The organism is uncultured Bacteroides sp. (assembly GCF_949298305.1).
In the GTDB taxonomy this organism is placed as follows: domain Bacteria; phylum Bacteroidota; class Bacteroidia; order Bacteroidales; family Bacteroidaceae; genus Bacteroides.
The window spans coordinates 1-24,957 of record NZ_CASFWU010000029.1; the positions used below are offsets into that span (position 1 = coordinate 1).

At 57.0% G+C, this 24,957-nt stretch carries 18 protein-coding genes and 1 pseudogene; 9 read left to right on the plus strand and 10 right to left on the minus strand.

Annotated elements, in window-relative coordinates; all coding sequences use genetic code 11:
• Window positions 1–204: 204 nt before the first annotated feature.
• Together Q1Y74_RS05610 and Q1Y74_RS05615 are read right to left on the minus strand one after the other, a co-directional pair.
• Window positions 205–1,158 (minus strand): UDP-glucuronic acid decarboxylase family protein, encoded by a 954-nt coding sequence (locus Q1Y74_RS05610; protein ID WP_300812763.1) that lies wholly within the window; start codon window positions 1,156–1,158, stop codon window positions 205–207.
• Window positions 1,159–1,293: 135 nt separating this feature from the next.
• Complete coding sequence (locus tag Q1Y74_RS05615) at window positions 1,294–2,811, minus strand: DUF4301 family protein (RefSeq protein ID WP_300812764.1); 1,518 nt, start codon at window positions 2,809–2,811, stop codon at window positions 1,294–1,296.
• A 104-nt stretch (window positions 2,812–2,915) separates the two neighbouring features.
• Between Q1Y74_RS05615 and Q1Y74_RS05620 the strand changes: the two genes are divergently transcribed.
• Together Q1Y74_RS05620 and Q1Y74_RS05625 are read left to right on the plus strand one after the other, a co-directional pair.
• Window positions 2,916–5,135 (plus strand): RelA/SpoT family protein, encoded by a 2,220-nt coding sequence (locus Q1Y74_RS05620; protein ID WP_300812766.1) that lies wholly within the window; start codon window positions 2,916–2,918, stop codon window positions 5,133–5,135.
• 188 nt (window positions 5,136–5,323) lie between these two features.
• Window positions 5,324–5,695: a diacylglycerol kinase family protein gene (locus tag Q1Y74_RS05625; protein ID WP_300812767.1), complete on the plus strand. Its 372-nt coding sequence runs from the start codon at window positions 5,324–5,326 to the stop codon at window positions 5,693–5,695.
• Here Q1Y74_RS05625 and Q1Y74_RS05630 read toward each other — a convergent pair.
• From Q1Y74_RS05630 to Q1Y74_RS05640, 3 genes are all read right to left on the minus strand, one after another.
• Entirely contained in the window at window positions 5,671–6,636 is a 966-nt protein-coding gene (locus Q1Y74_RS05630) for an MFS transporter (protein WP_300812768.1), read from the minus strand. The two genes, Q1Y74_RS05625 and Q1Y74_RS05630, sit on opposite strands and share 25 nt — an antisense overlap.
• Window positions 6,617–7,438 carry a 3-methyl-2-oxobutanoate hydroxymethyltransferase gene (panB, locus tag Q1Y74_RS05635; protein ID WP_300812770.1) on the minus strand — a complete coding sequence of 274 codons (822 nt, stop codon included), beginning with the start codon at window positions 7,436–7,438 and terminating at the stop codon, window positions 6,617–6,619. Before panB ends, Q1Y74_RS05630 begins: the two co-directional genes overlap by 20 nt.
• A 100-nt stretch (window positions 7,439–7,538) precedes the next feature.
• Window positions 7,539–8,192 carry an HAD family phosphatase gene (locus Q1Y74_RS05640; protein WP_300812771.1) on the minus strand — a complete coding sequence of 218 codons (654 nt, stop codon included), beginning with the start codon at window positions 8,190–8,192 and terminating at the stop codon, window positions 7,539–7,541.
• A gap of 99 nt (window positions 8,193–8,291) precedes the next feature.
• Between Q1Y74_RS05640 and Q1Y74_RS05645 the strand changes: the two genes are divergently transcribed.
• Window positions 8,292–9,662 (plus strand): MATE family efflux transporter, encoded by a 1,371-nt coding sequence (locus Q1Y74_RS05645; RefSeq protein ID WP_300812773.1) that lies wholly within the window; start codon window positions 8,292–8,294, stop codon window positions 9,660–9,662.
• Here Q1Y74_RS05645 and Q1Y74_RS05650 read toward each other — a convergent pair.
• The 5 genes and pseudogenes from Q1Y74_RS05650 to Q1Y74_RS05670 all read right to left on the minus strand — a co-directional run bounded on the left by Q1Y74_RS05650 (window position 9,589) and on the right by Q1Y74_RS05670 (window position 16,616).
• Window positions 9,589–10,392 carry a DUF4469 domain-containing protein gene (locus Q1Y74_RS05650; protein ID WP_300812775.1) on the minus strand — a complete coding sequence of 268 codons (804 nt, stop codon included), beginning with the start codon at window positions 10,390–10,392 and terminating at the stop codon, window positions 9,589–9,591. The genes Q1Y74_RS05645 and Q1Y74_RS05650 overlap by 74 nt on opposite strands.
• Window positions 10,393–11,075: 683 nt before the next feature.
• The gene (locus Q1Y74_RS05655; RefSeq protein WP_300812777.1) at window positions 11,076–13,115 is read right to left on the minus strand and encodes an ABC transporter permease; all 2,040 of its coding nucleotides are present in this window, start codon (window positions 13,113–13,115) and stop codon (window positions 11,076–11,078) included.
• 3 nt (window positions 13,116–13,118) lie between these two features.
• Complete coding sequence (locus Q1Y74_RS05660) at window positions 13,119–13,313, minus strand: hypothetical protein (protein WP_300812779.1); 195 nt, start codon at window positions 13,311–13,313, stop codon at window positions 13,119–13,121.
• 161 nt (window positions 13,314–13,474) lie between these two features.
• A complete protein-coding gene (locus Q1Y74_RS05665; protein ID WP_300812781.1) occupies window positions 13,475–14,152 on the minus strand; it encodes an ABC transporter ATP-binding protein in 678 nt (225 codons plus the stop codon).
• A 222-nt stretch (window positions 14,153–14,374) separates the two neighbouring features.
• Window positions 14,375–16,616: pseudogene (locus tag Q1Y74_RS05670) on the minus strand (ABC transporter permease).
• 255 nt (window positions 16,617–16,871) lie between these two features.
• Between Q1Y74_RS05670 and Q1Y74_RS05675 the strand changes: the two are divergent.
• The 6 genes from Q1Y74_RS05675 (at window position 16,872) to Q1Y74_RS05700 (ending at window position 24,957) form a co-directional block, all read left to right on the plus strand.
• Window positions 16,872–17,678, plus strand: a complete 807-nt coding sequence (locus tag Q1Y74_RS05675) for a metallophosphoesterase (protein WP_300812784.1) — start codon at window positions 16,872–16,874, stop codon at window positions 17,676–17,678.
• Window positions 17,653–18,399 (plus strand): hypothetical protein, encoded by a 747-nt coding sequence (locus Q1Y74_RS05680; protein WP_300812786.1) that lies wholly within the window; start codon window positions 17,653–17,655, stop codon window positions 18,397–18,399. The genes Q1Y74_RS05675 and Q1Y74_RS05680 overlap by 26 nt, the downstream gene beginning before the upstream one ends.
• Before the next feature lie 147 nt (window positions 18,400–18,546).
• Window positions 18,547–19,893 carry a sigma-54 dependent transcriptional regulator gene (locus Q1Y74_RS05685; RefSeq protein WP_300812789.1) on the plus strand — a complete coding sequence of 449 codons (1,347 nt, stop codon included), beginning with the start codon at window positions 18,547–18,549 and terminating at the stop codon, window positions 19,891–19,893.
• A 20-nt stretch (window positions 19,894–19,913) separates the two neighbouring features.
• Entirely contained in the window at window positions 19,914–21,272 is a 1,359-nt protein-coding gene (locus tag Q1Y74_RS05690) for an ATP-binding protein (RefSeq protein WP_300812791.1), read from the plus strand.
• A gap of 444 nt (window positions 21,273–21,716) precedes the next feature.
• On the plus strand, window positions 21,717–23,165 hold the full coding sequence (locus Q1Y74_RS05695) for a potassium/proton antiporter (protein ID WP_300812792.1): 1,449 nt from the start codon (window positions 21,717–21,719) through the stop codon (window positions 23,163–23,165).
• Between the two features lie 124 nt (window positions 23,166–23,289).
• Window positions 23,290–24,957: an AMP-binding protein gene (locus Q1Y74_RS05700; RefSeq protein WP_300812794.1), complete on the plus strand. Its 1,668-nt coding sequence runs from the start codon at window positions 23,290–23,292 to the stop codon at window positions 24,955–24,957.

Consider the following 24,957-nt stretch of genomic DNA (forward strand, 5'->3'; position numbering starts at 1 on the left):
ATGAAACCGGTAGTTTCAAGCAATGAAACCAGTAGTTTCAAGCAATGAAACCGATGGTTTCAACGGATGAAACAAATCTGAAACTTTTAGTTTCATTGTCATGACAACCATTGGAACTTTTTTCCAGCCTGCTTGTTTCCAACTTTATACCTTTGAAAAGATGCGTTGTTCTTCATTCCGCAAGCACAAAACTTGACAGCCGTTCTAAAAACATTCCGGACAGAAGCAATATTTCTTAAAATATTCGATTACATGCTTTAAACCCTCATCCAGTTTCACTACAGGCTGCCAGTGCAGTTTGCTTTGGGCCAGTTCAATGTCCGGTTTCCGCTGACGTGGATCGTCTTGAGGCAGCGGACTGAAAACAAGCCGGGATTGCGATCCCGTCTGCTCAATCACCTTCTTGGCAAGTTCCAAAATGGAGAATTCATGTGGATTGCCCAAATTGAGCGGCCCTGTGAAGTCATTTTCGGTGTCCATCATCCGAATCATTCCTTCAACCAGGTCGTCTATGTACTGGAAGCTACGGGTCTGCTTACCTGAACCGTAGATGGTTATGTCCTGGTCTGTCAGTGCCTGTATGACCAGGTTGGAGATGACACGCCCGTCGTTGGGTTGCATGTTCGGGCCGTAAGTGTTGAAGATACGGACAATCTTGACGCGTACGCCGTATTGGCGGTGATAGTCCATGAACAGCGTTTCGGCACAACGCTTGCCTTCGTCATAACATGAACGTATGCCCACCGGGTTCACGTTTCCCCAATAGTTTTCCACCTGCGGATGCACCATGGGGTCTCCATAGACTTCGCTGGTGGAGGCTTGAAGAATTTTGGCCTTGGTCAGCTTAGCCAGTTCCAGCATGTTGATGGCTCCCAGCACTGAAGTGCGGATGGTTTTCACGGCGTCGCTCTGATAGTGGACGGGCGATGCCGGGCAGGCCAGGTTATAGATTTCGTCCACTTCTTTCAAAATGTAGGGGATTTCCACGTCGTGTTGTACAAACTCAAAACGGGGAGAGGTGTTCAAGGAGGCAATGTTGTCTTTTGAGCCGGTAGAAAGATTGTCGAGGCAGATGACGTGATGTCCGTCTTCTATCAACCGCTTGCATAAATGGGAGCCTATGAAGCCGGCTCCGCCGCTAACCAAAATATTCTTCATCTAATTGTATCTATGTTGGATAGAAAACAATTCCCGGAAGCATTTGTTTAGGGACGGGGCAGAAATAAAAAAGGTGTGCCGACAGCGTTTGCTGACCGGCACACCCGGGGTGAATGATAATGGTTTAAAGGGGATTTATTGGTGTTGTTCTCTCAGCAGGTCGTTGACTGTCTTTACCGGATTGAACGTACTGAGGGGCACTTCGACGAAGATGGTGTTCCAGTCGCTCATGGCGCCGTTCCACAGTCCCGGCAATTCCAGAGCTTTCAGGTCTTTTCCGTTCTTTGACTTGTAGGAGATGAAACCGGTGGATTTGTCCACGTACTTCACAAGGTCAAACTTATGGCCTTTGTAGTCGCGTACGGCACATACCAGGTCAACCGGATTGAAGTGTGTACCCTTCTCAAACATTTCTTTCTTCTCGGGATCCTTCATGTCAATCTGCGAACTTTCAAGGATTTGAAGAGAAATGGTGCCGTCGCTGTTGTATGCCAGGAACGGACCTCCGCCGGGCTCGCCTACATTCTTCACCATACCGCAGACACGCATCGGTCGGTTCAGTTTCTTCTTCAGATAAATGACCAGCTCGGCATCTTCCAGGTCTTTCGTATCGGGATTCTTGCAGTAGAGCTTCTTTTGCAGGAACTGCAGAATTTCCAACACCTGCTCGTGGGTATATTTACCGCTGTCCAGCAGTTGCAGGTAAGCGAACGCCTGTTGTTGCAGAGTGACCAGTACGCCGGCAATCAACTTCTTGTAGAGCACGGTGTCACCTTTCAGCTTGTCTGGTACTACATTGTCAATGTTCTTGATGAAGATGACATCTGCATCCAGGTCGTTCAGGTTCTCAATCAAGGCCCCGTGGCCACCCGGACGGAACAACAACTTGCCATTGTCACGGAAAGGTTTGTTTTCCATATCGGCAGCAATGGTGTCAGTGCTGGGCTTCTGTTCGGAGAAGGAAATGTTATAGTCCACACCATACTTTTTGCTGTATGTGGCGGCTTTTTCGTCTACCAGGGCCTTGAACAGTTCTCGATGCTCGGGCGAAACCGTGAAGTGTACGTTCACCTTCCCGTTTCGGTTGGCGGCATAAAGTGCACCTTCCACCAAATGCTCTTCCAGAGGAGTACGGCTTCCGCCTTCATATTTATGGAATTTCAGCAGGCCTTTGGGCAATGAGCCGTAGTTCAGTCCGGCTGCTTGGAGCAATGCGGCCACCACGGCCTTGTAGTTGCCGGCAGCTATCAACGTCGGAATGTCTTTGCCTTCGTTCTTCTGGCAAGCGGCATTCAGGTCGTCATAGAAGGCGAATTTATCGATTTGTTCAAAAAAGGTCTTCTCGAAGGTTGTCTGAGGTGCATCGTAGTCGGCACCAAGAAATTCAAACATGTTCTTGAACATGCGACTGGCAGCACCCGATGCAGGAACGAACTTGACAACCGTCTTGTCGGTTTGTGTATAGGCAGTCCATGCATCCAGATATTTTTCCTGTGCTTCTGGTTCAGGAGCCAGGATGCCATTTTCTAACGATGCGGCGGCATAAAGCTTCAGGAAGGGAAATCCTTTTTCAAAACTTGCCAATTGATCGGCGATTTGTTCTTCAGAAATGCCTTTTTGGGCGAGCAATTCTTTGTCTTGCGGTGTTATCATAATACTATTTTTATTAATTGATGGCCAAATGTATAAAAAAAACACAAGCTTTGTAAGGAAAAAGAAGAAAAAAAGTACCTTTACACCATAAAATATGGATGATTATGGAAACTGTTGGATTTTTCACGGCTGAAGAGAAGAAGCAACTCTTCATGCTCTACCGCAAATTGCTGCAACTCTCCGGCGAAACGCTTCAGAAGGACGATTGCAGGAAACTGAAGACTCATCTCATCAATTCAATACAGAGCAATCTGATACAGAGGGACATTTTCGGACTGAACCCCGTCATTAAGGACATGCAGACAGCGGTCATCGTGGCCGAAGAAATAGGAATGAGGAGGGCATCCATCCTGGGCCTGATGCTGCACGACTCTGTGAGATGCGGCAACTATACCATCGAACAGGTGCAGCGCGACTATGGCGAGGACGTGGCAGGCATTATCCGTGGACTGATACGGGTCCATGACCTTTACACCAAAAGCCCCACCATCGAGTCGGAGAACTTCCGCAATCTGCTGCTCTCCTTTGCCGAAGACATGCGGGTCATCCTCATCATGATAGCCGACCGTGTCAACATCATGCGCCAAATTAAGGACTGCGAGAACGACGAAGCACGCCGGCAGGTTTCCGCCGAGGCTGCTTATCTGTATGCTCCGCTTGCCCATAAACTGGGACTCTACAAGCTGAAGTCGGAACTGGAAGACCTTTCGCTGAAATATACCGAGAAGGAAGTCTACTACCACATCAAGGACAAACTGAACGAGACCAAGGCTTCTCGTGACCGCTACATTGCCTCTTTCATCGCCCCTGTGCAGAAGAAGTTGGAAGAGTCCGGCCTGAAGTTCCATATCAAGGGCCGTACCAAGTCCATCCACTCCATCTACCAGAAGATGAAGAAGCAGAAGTGCCCCTTCGAGGGTGTGTACGACCTGTTTGCCATCCGCGTCATCCTGGATTCGCCCAAAGAGAAGGAAAAGCAGGAATGCTGGCAGGTGTACTCCATCGTGACAGACATGTACCAGCCCAATCCCAAACGGCTGCGCGACTGGCTGTCCGTACCGAAGAGTAATGGATACGAGTCGTTGCACATCACTGTGATGGGGCCCGAAGGCAAGTGGGTGGAAGTACAGATACGCACCGAACGCATGGACGAGATTGCCGAACGGGGTCTGGCTGCCCACTGGCGTTACAAGGGCATCAAGGGCGAAAGCGGACTGGATGAATGGCTGACTTCGGTGCGCGAAGCATTGGAGAACTCGGACAGCAGCGGGATGGAGACCATGGACCAGTTCAAACTGGATCTCTACGAGGACGAGGTGTTTGTCTTTACTCCCAAAGGTGACCTTTTCAAGCTGCCCAAGGGAGCTACGGTGCTGGACTTCGCCTTCCATATACACAGCAAACTGGGATGCAAGTGCATCGGTGCCAAGGTAAACGGCAAGAATGTACAGTTGAAGCAGGTATTGCACAGCGGCGACCAGGTAGAAATCATGACCTCGAACACGCAGACTCCCAAGCAGGACTGGTTGAACATCGTCACTACCTCAAAGGCACGTACCAAAATACGTCAGGCTCTGAAGGAAATGGCCGTGCGCCAACATGCCTTTGCCAAAGAAATGCTGGAACGAAAGTTCAGAAACCGCAAGATAGAGTATGACGAATCTATCATGATGCGGCTCATCAAGCGGCTCGGCTTCAAGGTCGTGACCGACTTTTACCAGGCTATTGCCGACGAGACGTTGGACATTAACGAGGTACTGGACAAATACATAGAGCAGCAGAAACGGGAAACCGACACACACGATGACATTGTCTACCGCAGTGCCGAAGGATACAACCTTCATGCAACTCCACCCGAAGAGAGCGGAGGCAAGGAAGACATCCTGGTGATAGACCAGAACCTGAAAGGATTGGAATTCAAGTTGGCCAAGTGCTGCAACCCCATTTATGGCGACGATGTGTTCGGCTTTGTCAGTGTGACGGGCGGCATCAAGATACACCGTTGCGACTGCCCGAATGCCACCGACTTGCGCGAACGCTTCGGCTACCGCATTGTGAAGGCACGTTGGGCGGGTAAGGCCGTAGGTACCCAGTATCCTATCACCCTGCGCGTTGTGGGCCATGACGACATAGGCATCGTTACCAACATCACCTCCATCATCTCCAAGGAGACAGGCATCACCCTGCGGAGTATTGGCATAGAGTCCAACGACGGCCTCTTCTCGGGAACTCTCACCGTCATGGTAAGCGACACGGGCCATCTGGAGGCTCTCATCAAGAAACTGCGTACGGTGAAGGGGGTGAAGCAGGTGGCGAGAAACTGAAACTTCAGGAGTTAAAGGGAGTTAGAGGGAGTTATCACTCCACTTCGCTCCATTCAAGGAGTTAAAGGCCAATACTCTTGTTAATGAAATCCATTACCGAAGTATTGGCTTTTAACTCCAGAGCCCGCCCCAGGCGGGCGATAACTCCCTCTAACTCCCTTTAACTCCTTGAATAAACAATAGATTATATGCACTACAACTTCAAGAAACAGCTTCGCAGCTTCGGCTATGCCTGGAAGGGCATCCGCTGTTGCGTGGGCAGGGAGCAGAACCTCAGCTTCCACCTCATTGTGACCGTCTGCGTGGTGGCGGCAGGCTTTGTACTGGGCATCACGCCCGGCGAGTGGACGGCCATCGTCATCTGCATCGGCGTGGTCATAGCCGCCGAACTCTTCAACACCGCCATCGAACGGCTGGTGGACCTCGTGTCGCCCCAGCGGCATCCATTGGCAGGGCAGGTAAAAGACATCGCCGCCGGAGCGGTGTTGGTATGCGCTCTGGCGGCGATTGTTGTCGGGTTGATTATTTTTGTACCTTATCTGACCCGTTTCTTCTTGTAATAGGAACGTGTGACGAAAACGAACATCAGCAACGCCAACAGCAACAATCCGATTCCCAGTTTGCAAACTTCGTTTCCGTCATTCATGCCACACACTGTCCAAATGCCGCCCACCATACCTATATCCAGCAACAGGTTAAAAGTCATGTTGCCTGTGGCCCGTTGGCAGTGATGGGAGAGCTTAACAAACATCTTTACCAACGGCGGAGTGATTAGCGGCAAAAGTAACAGGGGCAACATCCAAACGATTCCATTCTCCACAGACCGATTAGTGAGGAATACCGAGGCCATGCCGAATGCGAATGCCAATATGCCTACGTTGATGGCTGGCAACCAGGCGCGCGCCAATAAAAAACGGTCGAGACTGAACAGCCGTACACCAATGGGAGCGCGAAAAGAAACATAGACCCAAGCCGCCAGTAGCAGCGCTATTCCATTGAGGGCAACAGCTATGTAGAAAAGCTGTGCCGAAGGACAGGCGGTGAAAGCCCATACTCCCAGCATCATACCTGTTACCATGCCTATCCGTCCACACAGGGCAAAGAACATGTTGCCTCCTGTGCGGTGCCCTGAAGGTGTGATGTCTATGCTGATGGTGGTGCCAGCCCCTGTAGCCAGTGCGAAGCAGCCCCCTTGCAGCAATGCCACCCAGCAATACCAGGCTTCGGTTGCATGTGAGGCAGCCGCCATTGTCAGGGCGATGCCTGCTACGGAAAATAGCAGCACATGCTTCCGCTTCAGTGCGTCTGCCAGATAGGCGTGGAGCGGCCCCACTGCCACCATGCCCGCTATGAAGGCAGGATAGATGGCCGTCGCCTTGTCGGCCAGGGCCAGCGGCAGCACTGCCAGCATCATATAGACCGATGCATACACCAAAAAGTTGGTGACACACATCAGTCCCAGATTTGCATTGAAAAGTTTATCAGTACTGTTCTTTCTCATTCGGGAAATCTAAGTTCTTCACATCGGACACGTATCGGCTGATGGCGTCCGTCATTACCGTATGCAGGTCGGCATAGCGGCGCAGGAAACGAGGGCGGAAGCCGTTGTTCATGCCCAGCATGTCCTGGCATACCAGCACCTGGCCGTCCACATCGCCGCCGGCACCGATGCCGATGACAGGGATGGTCAGCTCGCGGGCCACGCGGGCAGCCAGCGCGGCGGGAATCTTCTCCAGCACCAGGGCGAAGCAGCCGGCCTCTTCCAGCAGGTGGGCGTCGCGCACCAGCTTCTCGGCCTCGGCCTCGTCCTTGGCACGGACGGTGTAAGTACCGTACTTGTTGATGCTCTGCGGCATCAGGCCCAGATGGCCCATCAGGGGAATGCCTGCGCTGAGGATGCGCTTCACGGTGCCGATAATCTCCTCGCCGCCTTCCAGCTTCAGCGCGTCGGCGTGGCTCTCCTTCATGATGCGGATGGCCGATGCAAGGCCTTCCAGTTCGTTGCCCTGGTAGGAGCCGAAGGGCATGTCCACCACCACCATGGCACGCTTCACGCCGCGCACCACCGACTTGCCGTGGTAAATCATCTGGTCCAGCGTGATGGGCAGGGTCGTCACGTTGCCCGCCATGACGTTGGAGGCCGAGTCGCCCACCAGGATGACGTCTATGCCTGCACCGTCCACAATCTGTGCCATGGTGTAGTCGTATGCCGTCAGCATTGATATCTTTTCGCCTCTCTGCTTCATCTCTACGAGGCGATGAGTAGTCACTTTACGAGTGTCGTCTGAAATATATCCAGCCATTTTACTTATTATTTATAGGGTTATTATTCTGAAAAACCGGCTGCAAAGTTACAGCTTTTTTGGTTATTGGTACACAGGCAGGGGGAATTAATGCGTGCCGTCAGCCGCGCCTCACCTCCAGCATCCGCCCGTAGGTGAAGCCCCGGAAGTCGTCTATCACGGCGTGGCACAACGGAGCGATGGCTTCGCGCGGATTGGTCGTGGCCAGACCTACCACATTGGCGCCAGACGCCAGTCCGGCCCGCAGGCCATTGAAGGAATCCTCGAACACCCAGGTCGTATCAGGCTCAGAACCAAACACCTGCATACCCAGCAGGAAACAGTCGGGGGCAGGCTTCGAGGCGGTGAACAGTTCTGCCGTCAGGATGCGGTCGAAGAGGCTGTCCAGGTCGGGATGCACGCGGCGCACGGCTTCCATCTTCTTCCCGTTGGAGCTGGTGACCACCGCCGTGCGCACACCGTGACGGCGCAGGTCGTCCAGGAAGTCGAGCACGCCGGGGATGAAGCTGTAGTCCATCTGCTGCTCGAAGCGGTCCAGGGCGGCGGTTATCTCCGCCTGTTCGGCCGTCCGCCCGTCGAAAAAAGTCTCGTAGATGTAGGTCAGGGTCTGTCCCTTGATGCGCACTTCCAGGTCGTCCATGCCCAAATAATCAGTGCCTATGCGGTGCCAGAATACGCTGTACTGCGTCTCGGTGTCGGCCACCACGCCGTCAAAGTCGAAGAGGACGGCTACATTTGTTTTGCTGTTATCCATATCTTTACGTCAAAAGTCGGGTGCAAAGGTCTGAAAAGTATCCGTACCTTGCAAGTTTTTTTGTACCTTTGCGTTTGATAACCCTCTAACCACCTGCTTATGAACAATCCGCACATACTCGGCACGGAAAGCATCGGGAAGCTGCTGGTGCAATACTCCATCCCTGCCATCATCGGAATGACCATCGTTTCGCTCTACAACATCATCGACAGCATTTTCATCGGCCACGGCGTGGGTCCCATGGCCATCGCGGGTCTGGCCATCACCTTCCCGCTGATGAACCTCACGGCAGCCTTCTGCAACCTGGTGGCGGCGGGCGGCTCCACCATCTCGTCCATCCGCCTGGGGCAGAAAGATATGGAGGGTGTAGACCGTGTGCTGGGCAACACGCTGTCGCTCTGCCTCATCAATGCCGTGGTATTCGGTGGGCTGTCCTTCCTCTTCCTCGACCCCATCCTGCGCTTTTTCGGCGCCAGCAGCGAGACCCTGCCCTACGCCCGCGACTTCATGCAGATAATCCTGGCGGGCACGCCCTTCACCTACGTCATGATAGGCATGAACCACGTGATGCGTGCCACGGGCCATCCCAAGAAAGCCATGCTGACGTCGTTCACCACCGTAGTGTGCAACGTCATCCTCGCACCTCTGTTCATCTTCCAGTTCGACTGGGGCATCCGGGGCGCGGCCACGGCAACGGTCATCTCGCAGTTCCTGGGCATGATATGGGTGCTGAGCCACTTCCTGCAACGCTCCAACCCCATCCGCCTGCGCCGGGCTTTCCTCCGGCCCCAGCGCCGTATCGTGGGCAGCATCTTCTCCATCGGCATGTCGCCCTTCCTGATGAATGTCACGGCCTGCGTCATCGTCATCCTCATCAACAACAGCCTCCACAACCACGGAGGCGACATGGCCATCGGGGCCTACGGCATCATCAACCGCCTGCTGATGCTCTACGTCATGGTGGTAATGGGACTGACCATGGGCATGCAGCCCATCATAGGCTATAACTACGGGGCGCAGAAGCCCGACCGCGTGAAGCGCACCCTGCGTCTGGGCATCGTGACGGGTGTCTGCATCACCTCGAGCGGTTTTCTCATCTGCGAACTCATGCCCCACCTCGTGGCTTCCGTCTTTACTTCGGACGACCCCCTGATTGACATGGCCGCCCACGGCCTGCGCATCTGCGTGGCCTCGTTCCCCTTCGTCGGGGCGCAGATTGTCATCGGCAACTTCTTCCAGAGCATCGGCATGGCCAAGGTGAGCATCTTCCTCTCCCTGACCCGCCAGCTGCTCTACCTCCTGCCCTGCCTGCTGCTGTTCCCGCAGTTCATGGGGCTGGACGGCGTCTGGACCAGCATGCCCGTCAGCGACTTCTTCGCCTTCGTCACCGCCGCCCTCATGCTGTTGTGGTACGTCCGTCATCGCCGGCTGTTCCTTCCTCCGCAGGCTCCTCTCCCACCCGCAGCCTGACGTTGGCCACGCGGCGCACGGGCTTCTTCAGCGGCGTTGGCTTCGTGGTGCACTGCGAGGTGACGGCAAGGCGGTAGAGCCCGTCGGGCAGGTCGTCGGGCAGGCGCAGCACGAGGTGCGAGCGCGTGGCGCCGGGAGCCAGTTCCTCCGCCGTGTAGCGGCGCACCACCCGTCCCGTCTCCGCCTCAAGCAGCTCCACGCCCCGCTCCGGCGAGTCGCCGTTCATCAGCAGAAAGCGGCCTTTCACCCAGATATATCCGCCGGGCGTGATGCGGCGGTTGTCCGAGTTGCTCTCCATGTCGTGCACCAGGTAGATGTCGGGCCCCCTGTCGGGCGGCACTTCGTCGTGGAACAGCGGGTCGCTGAAGGCCTTCTTCAGCTCGTGGCTGAGGGCGTAGGACACGGACGCCTTGTTCTGCGCCCGCGCCTCGGGACTGAGGCGGGCGAAGCTCCACATGCCCGTCACCACGGGCGTCAGCCGTCCCAGCGACGTATTCAGCGCATACCCCTCCACCAGCGCGTCGATGGCGGCCTCCATCAGCTTGTGCGCCACAAGCACCGTCTCCTCGGCCTTGTACAGGCCGCGCGTGCGAAATTCCACCCGTTGCGCCAGGTCTTCGAGGCTGAGCGTGCCGCGCAGTACCACGCGCGGATGCAGGTTGTTGCCCTCCTTCAGGTTGTAGCGGTGGAGCCGGACGGCCCACTCCACCCGTTTCTTCAGTTTTGCCATAATCGTATCCTTTCCGTTGTTTCCGCTAAAGATAATCCATCCGCGTGACACTTCGCCCTCCCTTCGGGTTAAAGTGTGTGAAAGCCCCGTCAAGCAGTTTATATACCGCTGTGTATAAATATTTATACCGTTCGGTATAATCATTTATACCGTACGGTATATAAAATTATACCGGACGGTATATCAACTCTCAAACGAGGCTCCCGGGAAGTGCTGTGCGGAGGGAATGGGAAGTGCTGTGCGGAGGGAATGGGAAGGCCGTGTAGGGACGCACCCCGGTGCGTCCGCATTATTGACGGGCATATACATGTAGGGGCGGGGTCTGCCCGCCCGGATACACACATGGTAGAGGCGTTGCGTGCAACGTCTCCCACGCCGCACGGTGTCCGTAGATGTACACGGGCGGACGCACCGGGGTGCGCCCCTACAACGTGGGTGTTTACGTGGATAATCACCGAAGGCAATGTAGGGACGCACCATGGTGCGTCCGCATTATTGACGGGCATATACATGTAGGGGCGGGGTTTGCCCGCCCGGATACACACACATGGTAGAGACGTTGCGTGCAACGTCTCCCACGCCGCACGGTGTCCGTAGATGTACACGGGCGGACGCACCATGGTGCGTCCGCATGTCAGCCCGTACACGTGGACGGCATCGTACCGAGCCGGGGGTGAGCCCCCCTACTCGCTCTTGATGCTCAGCACCGGATTTTCGTTCGCTATCCGCCACGCCTTGCAGACCACCACCGCCACGACGAGCACCAGCAGCAGGAGGGCGAGGAGGACATACCACAGGGGCGAGAGCAGATGGCTGTCGGCAAACTGCTGCATCCACTGGCCGGAGACGTACCACGCCACGGCCATGCCTGCCGCTACGGCCAGGACGGCTATCTTGAGGATGTCCAGCGAGAGCAGACGCAGGATGTCAGCGGCTTCGGCACCGTTCACCTTGCGGACGGCAATCTCCTTGCTGCGGCGCTGCGTCTCGTCGCTGACGTAACCGATGAGCCCCATCAGCACGATGAGGATGATGCAGGCGGTGGTGACCCACACGGTGTTGCGGAAGGCGGAGATACCGGCGTTCTGCCCGCGGCGGATGTCCTGATAGGTGACGAACTCCAGCGCCAGGTCGGGATAGGTGGACTTGATGAAGGCGTTCAGGCGCTTCAGGTTCTCGTCCAGCGGGGCCTTCAGGCGGACGTTGAAGGTGCGGATGCGGTCGTTCAGGATGAAGGCGGTGCAGGTCTGCCCCTGGAAGAAGCCCATGTTGCGCACGTCCTCCACCACGCCTGTCACCACGGGCTGCTCTTCCAGCCGGGCCCACGAGGGGTCGACGGGCAGCTTGCGGCCGATGGCGGTGTCGCCCCACTTCAGCGTCTCCACCGTGGTGCGGCCCACCACGGCTTCGCCCCGATGCTGCGGCCAGTGGCCTTCGAGCAGGGTCATGCCCGTCACCTGCGGCATCTCCTTGTCCATCAGCGTGAAGTGCAGGGGGCAGATGAAGTTGCCCTGATTGTCGGTCAGGCGGTTGGTGCTGTAGTGGGCCAGCAGACTGGTACCACTGCCTGCCACGGCTTCCACATAGGGCTCGCGGCGGATGGCGTCGGCCACGCCCTGCGCCCGCTCAATGTTGCCCGTCACCGTCCCCACGGCCAGCCCTTCGGCACGGAAACCCACGCTGCGGGTCATCAGGTCGTGGTACTGCCACACGGTGGTCAGCAGCATGCCGCCGATGAAGGCCACGCCGATGAACTGCACCGTCAGCAACCCGCGCTTCCACGAACGCTTGCCGTCGGTGTAGCGGCGGAACACTTGCGTCACAGGGATGCGGGCATAGATGCGCCCCGGCACCACGCCCGCCACGAGGAAGAGCAGCAGCACCGTGCCCAGCGGCCACAGCAACAGTCCGCCACACACGATGGAAGCCGCTACCAGCAGCCCCGTCTCCCAAAGGAACATCGAGAGGATGTGCCAGCCGTCGGCACCGCTGCACTTATGCACGCCCACCAGCTTGGCCCGGCGGCTCATGGCGGCCACCGCGCGCAGCACATAGTTCAGGATGGAGACGAAGAAGATGGAGAAGCCCAGCACGCCGAGGATGACCAGCCGCCGCGTACTGTCGGGCAGGGAACGGTATACCTTATATAAAGGCAGCACGCTGTACTCCTCGCCCAGGTGGGTGTCGGTATATTGCTCCACGGCCTTCTGGATGCGGCTGTTCATCGCATCCACATCGGCGGGCTGCTTCAGTCGGAACAAGATACCGTAAAAGTTGTTCGTTCCCCATGTTCCTGCCCCGTAGCCCCAATCCATGGCAGCCATGGAGAGCAGCAGGTCGTGGGGCATGATGCTGTTGCGCGGCACGTCGGCATAGACGCCGCGGATGGTGACGTTGAACAGCTTCTCCACGGAAAGTTCCTTGCCGATGGGGCTTTCATCACCATAAAGCTCACGGGCTTTGCTTTCGGAGATGAAGGCGTTGCCCATCAGGTTCAGGTCGTCCGGGTTGCCCTGAAGCAGTGTCAGGCCGGTGGTGGCGAAGTAAGCCGTGTCGGCAAAGAGGGTCTGGATGTCGTCTTCCAGCTTCTTGTCGTCCTTGTAGAAGGCGGGCTTCCAGAAAGCGGCGGTCAGGCAGGCGCTCTCCACCAGCTCGGGGAAGGCTTCGCTGAGGTCGGCCGCCGCCGGGCGGTAGGTGCCGTAGTTGTATTCGGGTTCGGGCACTCCCTAGCGCACTTCCCTCATGCGCAACATGACCAGCGTATCGGGGTTCGGATAGAAGCGGTCGAAACTCAGTTCGTAGGCTATCTGCGCAAAGAGCAGCACGCCCATCACCAGTCCCAGCGTGAGGGATACCAGTTTCTCCACGGTGCCGCCATGGCCGCGGAGCAGGGTCTGAAGGGTGTAGTATAGGTGTCTCATATTCTTTCGTTAATGATGGGGTGGGAGTCAGAGGGAGTTAGAAGGAGTTAGAGGGAGTTAAAGGCCAATAGCATAACATAATGCAAAAGTATCGGCTTTTAACTCCTAAGCCCGCCTTGGCGGGCGATAACTCCTTCTAACTCCCGCTAAATCCCTTCGTATTACAAGTTCCTGTTGCTCGCCACCACGCTTCCGTCGAACAGATGCACCGTGCGGTGGGCAAAGGAGGCGTCGTGCTGCGAGTGGGTCACCATAATGACGGTGGTGCCCTCGCCGTTGAGTTCGGTCAGCAGGTTCATCACTTCGGCTCCGTTCTTCGAGTCAAGGTTACCCGTCGGCTCGTCGGCCAGTATCAGCTTGGGATTGGTCACCACGGCGCGGGCGATGGCCACACGCTGCTGCTGTCCGCCGCTGAGCTGCTGGGGGAAGTGCTTGGCACGGTGGCCGATGGACATGCGGTGCAGGATTTCCTCCACCCGGCGGCGGCGTTCGGCGGCACGCACGCCGAGGTAGGTCAGCGGCAGTTCCACGTTCTCGAACACGTTCAGCTCGTCTATCAGGTTGAAGCTCTGGAAGACGAAGCCTATCTTGCCCTTGCGGACACGGGTGCGGTCTTTTTCGCGCAGATCGGCTACCTCCTGCCCCAACAGTTTATAACTGCCCGAGGTAGGGTTATCCAGCAGGCCGAGGATGTTCAGCAGGGTGGACTTGCCACAGCCCGACGGGCCCATGATGGCTACAAACTCACCCTCGTCCACATGAAGGTTCACTTGGTTCAATGCTACGGTCTCTACTTCCGATGTACGGAATACTTTGCTAAGGTTGTTGATTTCGATCATAAAGCCTCACCCCAACCCCTCTCCCGAAGAGAGGGGCTAATGGGGTCTCCTTGTTTTTAAAAGCCTCACCCCCGACCCCTCTCCAAAGGCGAGGGGAGGAAGGGAAAGCATGGGTTATTATTATGTTATTAGTTTTTAAGTTTTTGAGTCTATAAGTTTATAAGAAAAGTACATATTCCACCCCTACTCCCCTCTCTTCGGGAGAGGGGCCGGGGGTGAGGCCTATTCGCTCTTGATGCTCAGCACCGGGTTCTCATTGGCTATGCGCCACGACTTCCACAGCACGCAGCCGATGATGACGGCCAGCACGGCCAGGCCTATCAGCACGTAGACTCCTGCCGGCATGGAGGCCCGGGCGGTGAACATGTCCATCCACAGGGAGTTGACGTACCACGAGGCAATCACGCCAATCACGACCGCAGGACCGGCCACCCAGAGCACGTCGCGCCCCAGCAGGCCGAGGATGGAGGATGCTTCGGCACCGTTCACCTTGCGGATGGCTATCTCCTTGCTGCGGCGCTGCACCTCGTCGGCCGTGTAGCCCAGCAGGCCCATAAGCATGATGAAGAACATCACCACGCCTGCCACGGCGGTGGCGTTGCGGAACACGCGGACGGGATTGTACAACATATTCATCCCCTCTTCCATCGAAGTGAAATCGATGGTCCTGTCGGGGAAGGCCTCGGCGGCATCCTTCTTTAGACGTTGCAGGTTCTCGGCGAAAGGTTCCTTCAGCAGGAAGTGCAGGCCGTTGTTGAACTGTTTGGTAGGAAAGCCGATGTAGGGCATCGGTTCGACATAGAAGCCGTTAATCTGAAATTCCTTCAGTACACCCGTCACGGTGGCGGTCTCACCCATGGTATGTACCAGCTGTCCTACGGCATTCTCTCCCCACTTCATCAGACTGACGAACGTCTCGTTCACCACCACCTCACTGTTGTCGCGCGGCAGGCGGCCTTCCTTCAGCTTCATGCCCATCAGGTCGTAATAATTGCTCATGCAAGCGTCGAAGCGGGCGGAGAACAGGCTTTCGCCGTTTTCTCCGGTAATGAAACAGCCACTATATCCTTCCAGCGGATTGCCGTAGGCGGAGGAGAGGTCTTCGACATAAGGCAGACTGCGGAAGAAGTTGTAGGCGTTGTCGCACTCCTTGGCCGTTTTGAAGGGCAGGTAGGTACCTGCGATGCGCTCGGTGCTGAAGCCCATGTCCTTGCTCATGACGAAGTGGTATTGTATCATCACCATGCACATCAGACCGCAGATGAAAGCCACGCCAGCAAACTGCACGAACAGTAGCGGACGTTTCCACCCCTTCTTGCCTTCGGTGTAACGGCGGAAAACCTGGGTCACCGGAATGCGGGCAAACAACCGCCCCGGCAATACGCCGCCCACCAACAGCAGCAGGGCAATCGTGGCAGCCGGTACCCACAAACGACTTCCAGAGAAGAGGTTGGCCAGCTTGGTGGCGGCTGTATCTTCTACAAAGTCGCGGAAGCCCCACAACAGAAGGAACATCACCACCAGCGCCAAAACCACTACCATCAGCGTCTCCAGCATAAACATACCAAAGATGCCGCCTCCGCTGGCTCCGCTACACTTGTGGACTCCCACCATCTTGGCTCGGCGGCTCAACGAAGAAATCGAGATAAGAGCATAGTTCAGAGCCGTGATGAAGAGAATGGACAATCCCAGTGTCAGCATGATGGTAAACATCCGACGGACATCATCCTGCTGGCGGAAAGTATCGCGCAGGGGCTGGATGTAAGCGGTGTAGCTCCAGCTATCGCGGGCTGGCAGATATTTTTCAGCCATCTTTTCCATACGGGCATTGAGGGCTTCTACATCTACATCCGGACGCAGACGAACGTACTGAAAGTAGGAGTCGCCTCCATCCCACGAGTAGTTCATCTGCTGGGCTGCCCAAGCGGGGGGCAGGGAGATGACAGCTTCGGCGTTGACGGTAGTATTATCTGGCAGGTCGGCATACGTACCACGTACAGTCAGATCGCGTTCGTGATTGTAGCTGATGACCTTTCCGATGGGGTCTTCACCGCCGAACATTCTTTGGGCCAAACTCTTACTCAGATAAATGACATTGGGCTGCTGAAGGTCTTGTACGGGATTGCCGCTCAGCACTTCGATGCCCATCGTCTGGAAGAAGAGCGAATCGGCGCACAGCTTGGATTCGTTGAAATGGGTATTACCGTAATACAGAGGCCACGAAGCCAGATAGCGGTTGGTGCAGGTGGCAGATTCTACTTCTTTCGGAAAGTTTTCCAGAATGGCACCTGCCAGCGGTCCCATGTTCATGTTTTGGGCTTCATTCTTTTCACCGTTCATGATGAACTGGCTCCACACCTGATAAAGCCGGTCGTAGTCGCGGAAGACCCAGGGAAACGATCTTGAAGAGGACACTCCCCTTCCCCCTGAGCAGGGTCTGGATGACGTAATGGATTTGTCTCATATCTTAATCTGCATATTGGTTTCTGCCTATCCTGTCGCAGAAACCGTGCCAAAGTCGGGTTCGTGCTTATTACCAGTCGGTTGGCGGATTGCGGATTGTAGCGCGGTGTCTAATAATTAGACAGTGGTGTCCAATAATTAGACACCGCATCCTGTCTGAGAGCAGACAATGAGAACAAAAAAAGCGAGGAACAGACCGTTCGACTTCCTTTGAAAAGAACTATCTTTGCCGCCCTAAATACTATTTAATACATTGATGAAACGGCAATATACCCTCTACACCCTTCTTTGGCTTCTGTTGCTTCAGAGCTGCGACATGATAGACTATCATCCCTACGACGTGCGCATTGACGGCGAAACGGAAGTCAATGCCCACAACATCGAACAGATAGAGGCCGCCTGCCGGGGAAAGGAGACCATCCGCTTTGTCACCATGGGCGACTCGCAGCGGTGGTATGACGAGACGGAGGACTTCGTGGAACACCTGAACCGCAGGGACGACATCGACTTTGTAGTCCACGGCGGAGACATGAGCGACTTCGGAGTGACCGACGAATTTCTTTGGCAGCGCAACATCATGAACAAGCTGAATGTGCCCTATGTCACCCTCATGGGCAACCACGACTGTCTGGGCACGGGCAAAGAAGCCTACCGCGCCATCTTTGGCGACCCGAACTTCTCCTTCATTGCAGGCCGCGTGAAGTTTGTCTGCCTGAACACCAACGCCATCGAGTTCGACTACTCACACCCCATCCCCGACTTCCAGTTCATGGCCGACGAGGCCGTAAGCCGCCGGGAAGAGTTCGACAAGACGGTGTTCTGCATGCACGTCCGTCCCCATGCCGACGAGTTCAACAACAACGTGGCCGAGGTGTTCCACTACGTCGTCACGCAATACCCCGGCCTGCAGTTCTGCACCGCCGCCCACGAGCACCGCCAGTTCGAGATGGACCTCTTCGGCGACGGCGTCATCTACTATATGAGCGACTGCATGAAACACCGCAACTACAACGTATTCACCATCAGCCCCGAAGGATATGAGCATGAAGTGGTCTACTATTGAACGCCGCCTGAGGCGCGCCGTCCTCTTCCTTGTGGGCTGCACGGCGGCCTGTCAGGCATCCCTCCTGTCCGCCCAGGAGCGGGACACGATTGTGGTGGTGAAACATGATACGGTCTATCTGCCCCGGCCTGCCGACACCCTCTCCGCCTCCTCCACCCGCTACGAACGACGGGTACACCGCTACCGCAGCCGCTGGGAGGTGCTGATACCCACGCACACCAAGCTGCAGTTTGCCGGCAACATGGGACTGCTGTCTGTCGGTACGGGATGGGACTACGGAAAGCGGAACCAGTGGGAGACCGACCTGCTCTTCGGCATCCTGCCCAAGTATGACTCCAACCGCACCAAGCTGACCTTCACCGTGAAGCAGAACTACATCCCCTGGAAGCTGCCCATCGGAGAAAGCGACTTCTCCGCGGAGCCCCTGACCTGCGGCCTGTATCTGAACACGGTGTTCGGCGACGAGTTCTGGGTACACGAACCGGAGCGCTATCCGCAGGGATATTACGGCTTCTCGTCCAAGGTGCGCATCCACGTTTTCCTCGGACAGCGGCTGACCTACACCATCCCGGCACGCTACCGAGTCACGGCACGTGCCGTCACCCTGTTCTACGAGGTCAGCACATGTGACCTCTACGTAGTCAGTGCCTTCACCAACCGCTACCTGCGGCCGCACGACTATCTCTGCCTCTCGTTCGGAGTGAAGCTGCAACTGTTCTGAAGCACGCAGCCTGCCCGCTTTTGCCAAAGAGCCTCTTTGGCATCACCTCCGAGCCTCTTTGACACCGCCTCCGAGCCTCTTTGGCAAAACGGAAGAGATTTCAAGTTTTTCCTTTATCTTTGCGTCCGGCAAACATGATGGATATATATGAAGAAATCGGGTAACATACTGATAGTAGACGACAACAAAGGGGTGCTCACAGCCCTGCAACTGCTGCTGAAGCCTCACTTTGACGACATCCGCACCCTCTCCTCGCCGGTCAGCCTGCCCGCCGTGCTGGATGAGGAGGAGTGGCACGTGGTGCTGCTGGACATGAACTTCACCGCAGGCATCAATACAGGCAACGAGGGACTGTACTGGCTGCACGAAATCAAGCGCAGGAAGCCCGCCGTGGCCGTGGTGCTGTTCACGGCTTATGCGGACATCGAGCTGGCCGTGCGAGGCATCAAGGAGGGAGCGACGGACTTCGTGGTGAAGCCCTGGGACAACCAGAAGATAGTGGAGACCCTGACCGCGGCCGCCCAAGGAAGCGCGCCGCATGGAAAGGAGAAGCCTAAGAAAGGCGAAACGGCAGCTGACGAGGACTCCATGTACTGGGGCAACAGCCCGGCCATGCAGCAGCTGAAGACGCTGGTGGAGAAGGTGGCCTGCACGGACGCCAACATCCTCATCACGGGCGAGAACGGAACGGGAAAGGGAATGCTGGCCCGCGAGATTCACGCCCTATCCGCCCGGCGCGACCGGCCGATGGTCAGCGTGGACCTGGGCGCCGTGGCCGAAAGCCTGTTTGAGAGCGAACTGTTCGGACACCTGAAGGGAGCCTTCACCGACGCCCGCGCCGACCGCCCCGGCAAGTTCGAGGCCGCCGACCGCGGCACCCTCTTTCTGGACGAGATAGGCAACCTGCCCTACCACCTGCAGGCCAAACTGCTGACCGCCATCCAGCGGCGCAGCGTGGTGCGCGTGGGCAGCAACACGCCCATCCCCGTGGACATCCGCCTGATATGCGCCACCAACCGCAGCCTGCCCGAGATGGTGAAGAAGAAGGAGTTCCGCGAAGACCTGCTCTACCGCATCAACACCATCCACCTGGAGATACCCGCCCTGCGCCGGCGCCCCGAAGACATCGTGCCCCTGGCCGAACGCTTCATCGCCCGCTTCTGCCACCGGTACGGCAAACCGCTGCTCGGCCTGACGGACGAAGCCGCGGACGTGCTGCGGGGACACACATGGCACGGCAACATCCGCGAGCTGGAGCACGCCATCGAGAAGGCGGTCATCATCTGCGACGGCACCCTGATTTCAGCCTCCCTCTTCCAACTCCCCCGCCACTCCGCACCCGCCGACACAGCGGTCTCCACCCTGGAGGAAATGGAGATGAAGATGATAGGGAAGGCGCTGGAGACGTGCGGAGGCAACCTATCCGCCGTAGCCTCGCAACTGGGCATCACCCGCCAGACCCTCTACAACAAGATGAAGAAGTACGGACTCTGACCCTTGACCACCGAGAAGCCATGAAAGACCTGAGACAATCCTATCCCTTCCGCCTGACGGTGTGCGTGCTGACGGCCCTGGCCGCAGGCGCACTCTGGACACTGACGGTGCTCGACGCCGTCCACGGCTTCCACCGGGCAGGCAATCCGCTGCCTGCCGCCCTCCTCTTCACCCTGCTGCTGCCTCTGACCCTGGTCTGGCAGCACAGGCACTACCGCAGGCACACCCGCAGGGTACTCTTCCTGCTGGACGCCATCGAGAACAACGACAACACCCTCCACTTTGCCGAAGGCGGAGACTACGATGACGACCGCCTGGTGAACCGTGCCCTGAACCGCGTGGCACACATATTATATAATGTAAAGGCGGAGACCGCCCAGCGGGAGAAGTACTACGAGCTGATACTGGACTGCATCGGCACGGGCGTGCTGGTGCTGAACGACAACGGGGCGGTCTACCAGAAGAACGGCGAAGCCCTGCGCCTGCTGGGGCTGGACATACTGACGCACGTGTCCCAGCTGAACCGTGTGGACGCACGCCTGGCCAGGACCATCGCCTCGTGCCGTCCGGGCGACCGGCTGCAGGCGGCGTTCAGCAACGAGCGGGCCACGGTCAACCTGTCCGTCCGTGTAAGCGACATCACCGTACACAACGAACACCTGCGCATCCTGGCCCTGAACGACATCAACAGCGAGCTGGACGAGAAGGAAATCGACTCCTGGGTCAGGCTGACCCGCGTGCTGACCCACGAAATCATGAACGCCGTCACCCCCATCACCTCGCTCAGCGACACCCTGCTGGCACTGGTGCCCGAAGCCGCCACGCACGAAGAACTGCGCAACGGCCTGCAGACCATCAGCAACACGGGCAAGGGCCTGCTGGCCTTCGTGGAGTCCTACCGCCGCTTCACCCGCATCCCCACCCCCGAGCCCAGTCTGTTCTACGTCAAGGACTTCATTGAGCGCATGGTAGAACTGGCCCGCCACCAGTATCCCGACGCAGGCATCCGCTTCGAGACGGACATCACGCCGGACGACCTTATCCTCCACGCCGACGAGAACCTGATAGCCCAAGTAGTCACCAACCTGCTGAAGAACGCCGTACAGGCCATCACGAGCCGCACGGACAGCCGCGACGAGGGCCGCATCGGCATCCGCGCCTACTGCGACGAGGCGGAGACTCTCTTCATCGAAATATCCAACAACGGCCCCGCCATTCCGCCCGACATAGCGGAGCACATCTTCATCCCCTTCTTCACCACCAAGGAGAAAGGCAGCGGCATCGGACTGAGCATCTCGCGCCAGATCATGCGCGTCTCAGGCGGCAGCCTCACCCTGCTGCCAGGCGGAGAGACCACCTTCGTCATGCAGTTCGACTGACCCGGCCGTCACCCGCAAAGGAACCCGAAGCAGACCTGCCGACAAGGCCGCAGCCGACATCGGAGAGTGACAGGCTGTGACAACGGCGTGTCACTGATTGCGACTCCCGTGTGTCACAGGTTGTGACTCCTGCGTGTCACAACCCAAGACATACAGGAGTCATGGGCAGTGACATCAGTATGCCACAGGGCTTCTCACCGGCATGGGAAGGACATTCTCATCGGTATGAGAAAAACGTTCTCACAAGCATGAGAAAGGCGTTCTCATACCGATGAGACGACCTGCGGCTCCGCAGCCTTCCCGCCCTCCGCCTTCCGGGAAGACAGGAGCCCGGCGTGCGGCAAGTCTTTCCCCGGCCGGCTTGCAATTGTAAGGCAGATTGCCTAACTTTGCGACCGATTGACATCCAATCCCTCTATTTACTAACTTCATTACACAACCGTTATGTTATTTACAGCAGAAAACATCCTACTTATCGGCTCCGTCTTGCTTTTCGTCAGCATCGTGGTAGGCAAGACGGGCTACCGCTTCGGGGTTCCTACCCTGTTGCTGTTCCTCGTGGTCGGCATGGTGTTCGGCAGCGACGGCCTCGGCCTTCAGTTCCACAACGCCAAGGAGGCGCAGTTCATCGGCATGGTGGCATTGAGCATCATTCTGTTCTCGGGCGGCATGGACACCAAGCTGACCGAAATCAAGCCCATCATGGCACCGGGCATTGTCCTGTCTACGGCAGGCGTGCTGCTCACCACCGTGTTCACGGGACTGTTCATCTGGTGGCTGTCAGGAACCATGAATACCGAGTTGCACCAGCCCATCCTCACCAGCCTGCTGCTGGCCGCCAGCATGTCGTCCACCGACTCGGCCTCGGTGTTCGCCATCCTGCGCTCGCAGAAGATGAACCTGAAGCACAACCTGCGCCCGCTGCTGGAGCTGGAGAGCGGAAGCAACGACCCCATGGCCTACATGCTGACCATTGTCCTGATACAGGTCATCCAGTCGGGCGGCATGGGACTTCCCGAGATACTGGGCTCGTTCGTGGTGCAGTTCATCGTTGGCGGCGCCGCGGGCTACCTGCTGGGCAAGCTGGCCATCCTGATGCTGAACCGCCTGAACATTGACAACCAGGCCCTCTACCCCATCCTGCTGCTGTCGTTCGTTTTCTTCACCTTCTCCATTACCGACCTGCTGAAGGGCAACGGCTATCTGGCGGTCTACATCGCCGGCATCATGGTGGGCAATGCCAAAATCATGTACCGCAAGGAGATTTATACCTTCATGGACGGACTGACGTGGCTCTTCCAAATCATCATGTTCCTCTGCCTGGGTCTGCTGGTCAACCCGCACGAGATGCTGGAGGTGGCTGCCGTAGCCCTGCTGATAGGTGTCTTCATGATACTCGTCGGCCGGCCCCTCAGCGTGTTCCTCTGCCTGCTTCCGTTCAAGAAAATCAACTTCAAGTCACGCGTCTTCATCTCGTGGGTGGGCCTGCGTGGGGCCGTCCCCATCATCTTCGCCACCTATCCGGTGGTGGAGGAGATTCCCGGCGCAGGGGTCATCTTCAACATCGTCTTCTTCATCACCATCGTGTCGCTGGTCATCCAGGGCACCACCGTTTCGCGTATGGCCCGTGCCCTGGGCCTGTCCATGCCGCTGGAGAAGACGGGCAACGACTTCGGCGTGGAGCTGCCCGAGGAGATTGACTCCGACCTGCGCGACATGACCGTCACCGAAGAAACGCTGAAGAACGGCAACACCCTGAAGGACATGAACCTGCCCAAGGGGACGCTGGTCATGATTGTGAAGCGGGAGAACGAGTTCCTGATACCCAACGGCACGCTGAAGCTGCACGTGGGCGACAAGCTGCTGCTCATTTCCGAGAAGAACAAGGAGTAGGCCGGGCTCCCGCCCCTTTCCCCCTCCGGCAGGCGGTTCCATTATTTTTTATGGAACCGCTTGTTTCGCATTGGTATAAGCCCTATCTTTGCACGGTTTTAATTAATGTGTGCAGATTGGACAGATGAAACAGGAACAAGGGTTCATAGACTACATTGAACAAAGCATTATCCGCAACTGGGACAGAAACGCCCTGACAGATTACAAAGGAGCAACCCTGCAATACAAGGACGTTGCCCGCAAGATAGCCAAATTCCATATCGTGTTTGAGAGCGCCGGCATCAGGCCCGGCGACAAGATTGCCGTATGCGGACGCAACAGTTCCCAGTGGGCGGTTACGTTCCTGGCCACGCTGACCTACGGGGCGGTCATCGTCCCTATCCTGCACGAGTTCAAGGCAGACAACATCCACAACATCGTCAACCACTCCGAAGCCCGGCTGCTGTTCGTGGGCGACCAGGCTTGGGAATATCTCAACGAAGAGGCCATGCCGCTGCTTCAGGGCATTGTCCAGTTCCCCGACTTTGAGCTGGTGGTGTGCCGCAACGAGCGCCTGAAGGAAGCGCTGGAGAACCGCAACGCCATCTACGGCGCACGCTACCCCAAGAACTTCCGCCCCGAACACATCCGTTACCGCAAGGAAGAGTCGCCCGAGGAGCTGGCCATCATCAACTACACCTCGGGCACGACGGGCTACTCCAAGGGCGTCATGCTCCCCTACCGCAGCCTGTGGTCCAACATCGCCTACTGCCACGAAATGCTTCCCGTCCGGCCGGGCGACCACATGGTGTCCATGCTGCCCCTGGGCCACGTGTTCGGCATGGTCTACGACTTTCTCTACGGCTTCTCGGCAGGCGCCCACCTCTACTTCCTGACCCGTATGCCGTCGCCTAAAATCATCGCGCAGTCATTTGCCGAGATTCAGCCGCGCGTCATCTCGTGCGTGCCCCTCATCGTGGAGAAAATCATCAAGAAGAACATCCTGCCCCGCATTGACAACAAGATAGGCAAGCTGCTGCTGCGCATGCCCATCATCAACGACAAAATCAAGGCCGACGCCTGCAAGAAGGCGATGGAAATTTTCGGCGGCAACTTCGACGAAATCATCATCGGCGGCGCGCCCTTCAATGCCGACGTAGAGCGCTTCCTCAAGTCCATCGGCTTCCCCTATACCATTGCCTACGGCATGACGGAGTGCGGCCCCATCATCTGCTCCAGCCGCTGGGAGACCCTGAAGCTGGGTTCGTGCGGCAAGGCCACGAGCCGCATGGAGGTGAAGATAGACTCTCCCGACCCGCAGAACGTGCCGGGCGAAATCATCTGCCGGGGCGAGAACCTGATGCTGGGCTATTACAAGAACGAGGAGGCCACCTCGCAGATTATCGACGTCAACGGCTGGCTGCACACGGGCGACCTGGGCACGATGGATGCCGACGGCTATGTCACCGTGCGCGGCCGCAGCAAGAACATGCTGCTCACGGCCAGCGGACAGAACATCTATCCCGAAGAGATTGAAAGCAAGCTGAACAACATGCCCTACGTGGCTGAGTCGCTGATAGTCTTGCAGAAAGACAAGCTGGTGGCACTCATCTACCCCGATTTCGACGACGCTTACGCCCACGGCCTGCAACCGGACGACATAGCGAAGGCCATGGAGGACAACCGCAACGAACTGAACCTCCAACTGCCCGCCTACTGCCAGATAACCAAGGTGAAGATACACTTCGAGGAGTTCGAGAAAACCGCCAAGAAGAGCATCAAGCGCTTCATGTATCAGGAAGCCAAAGGATAA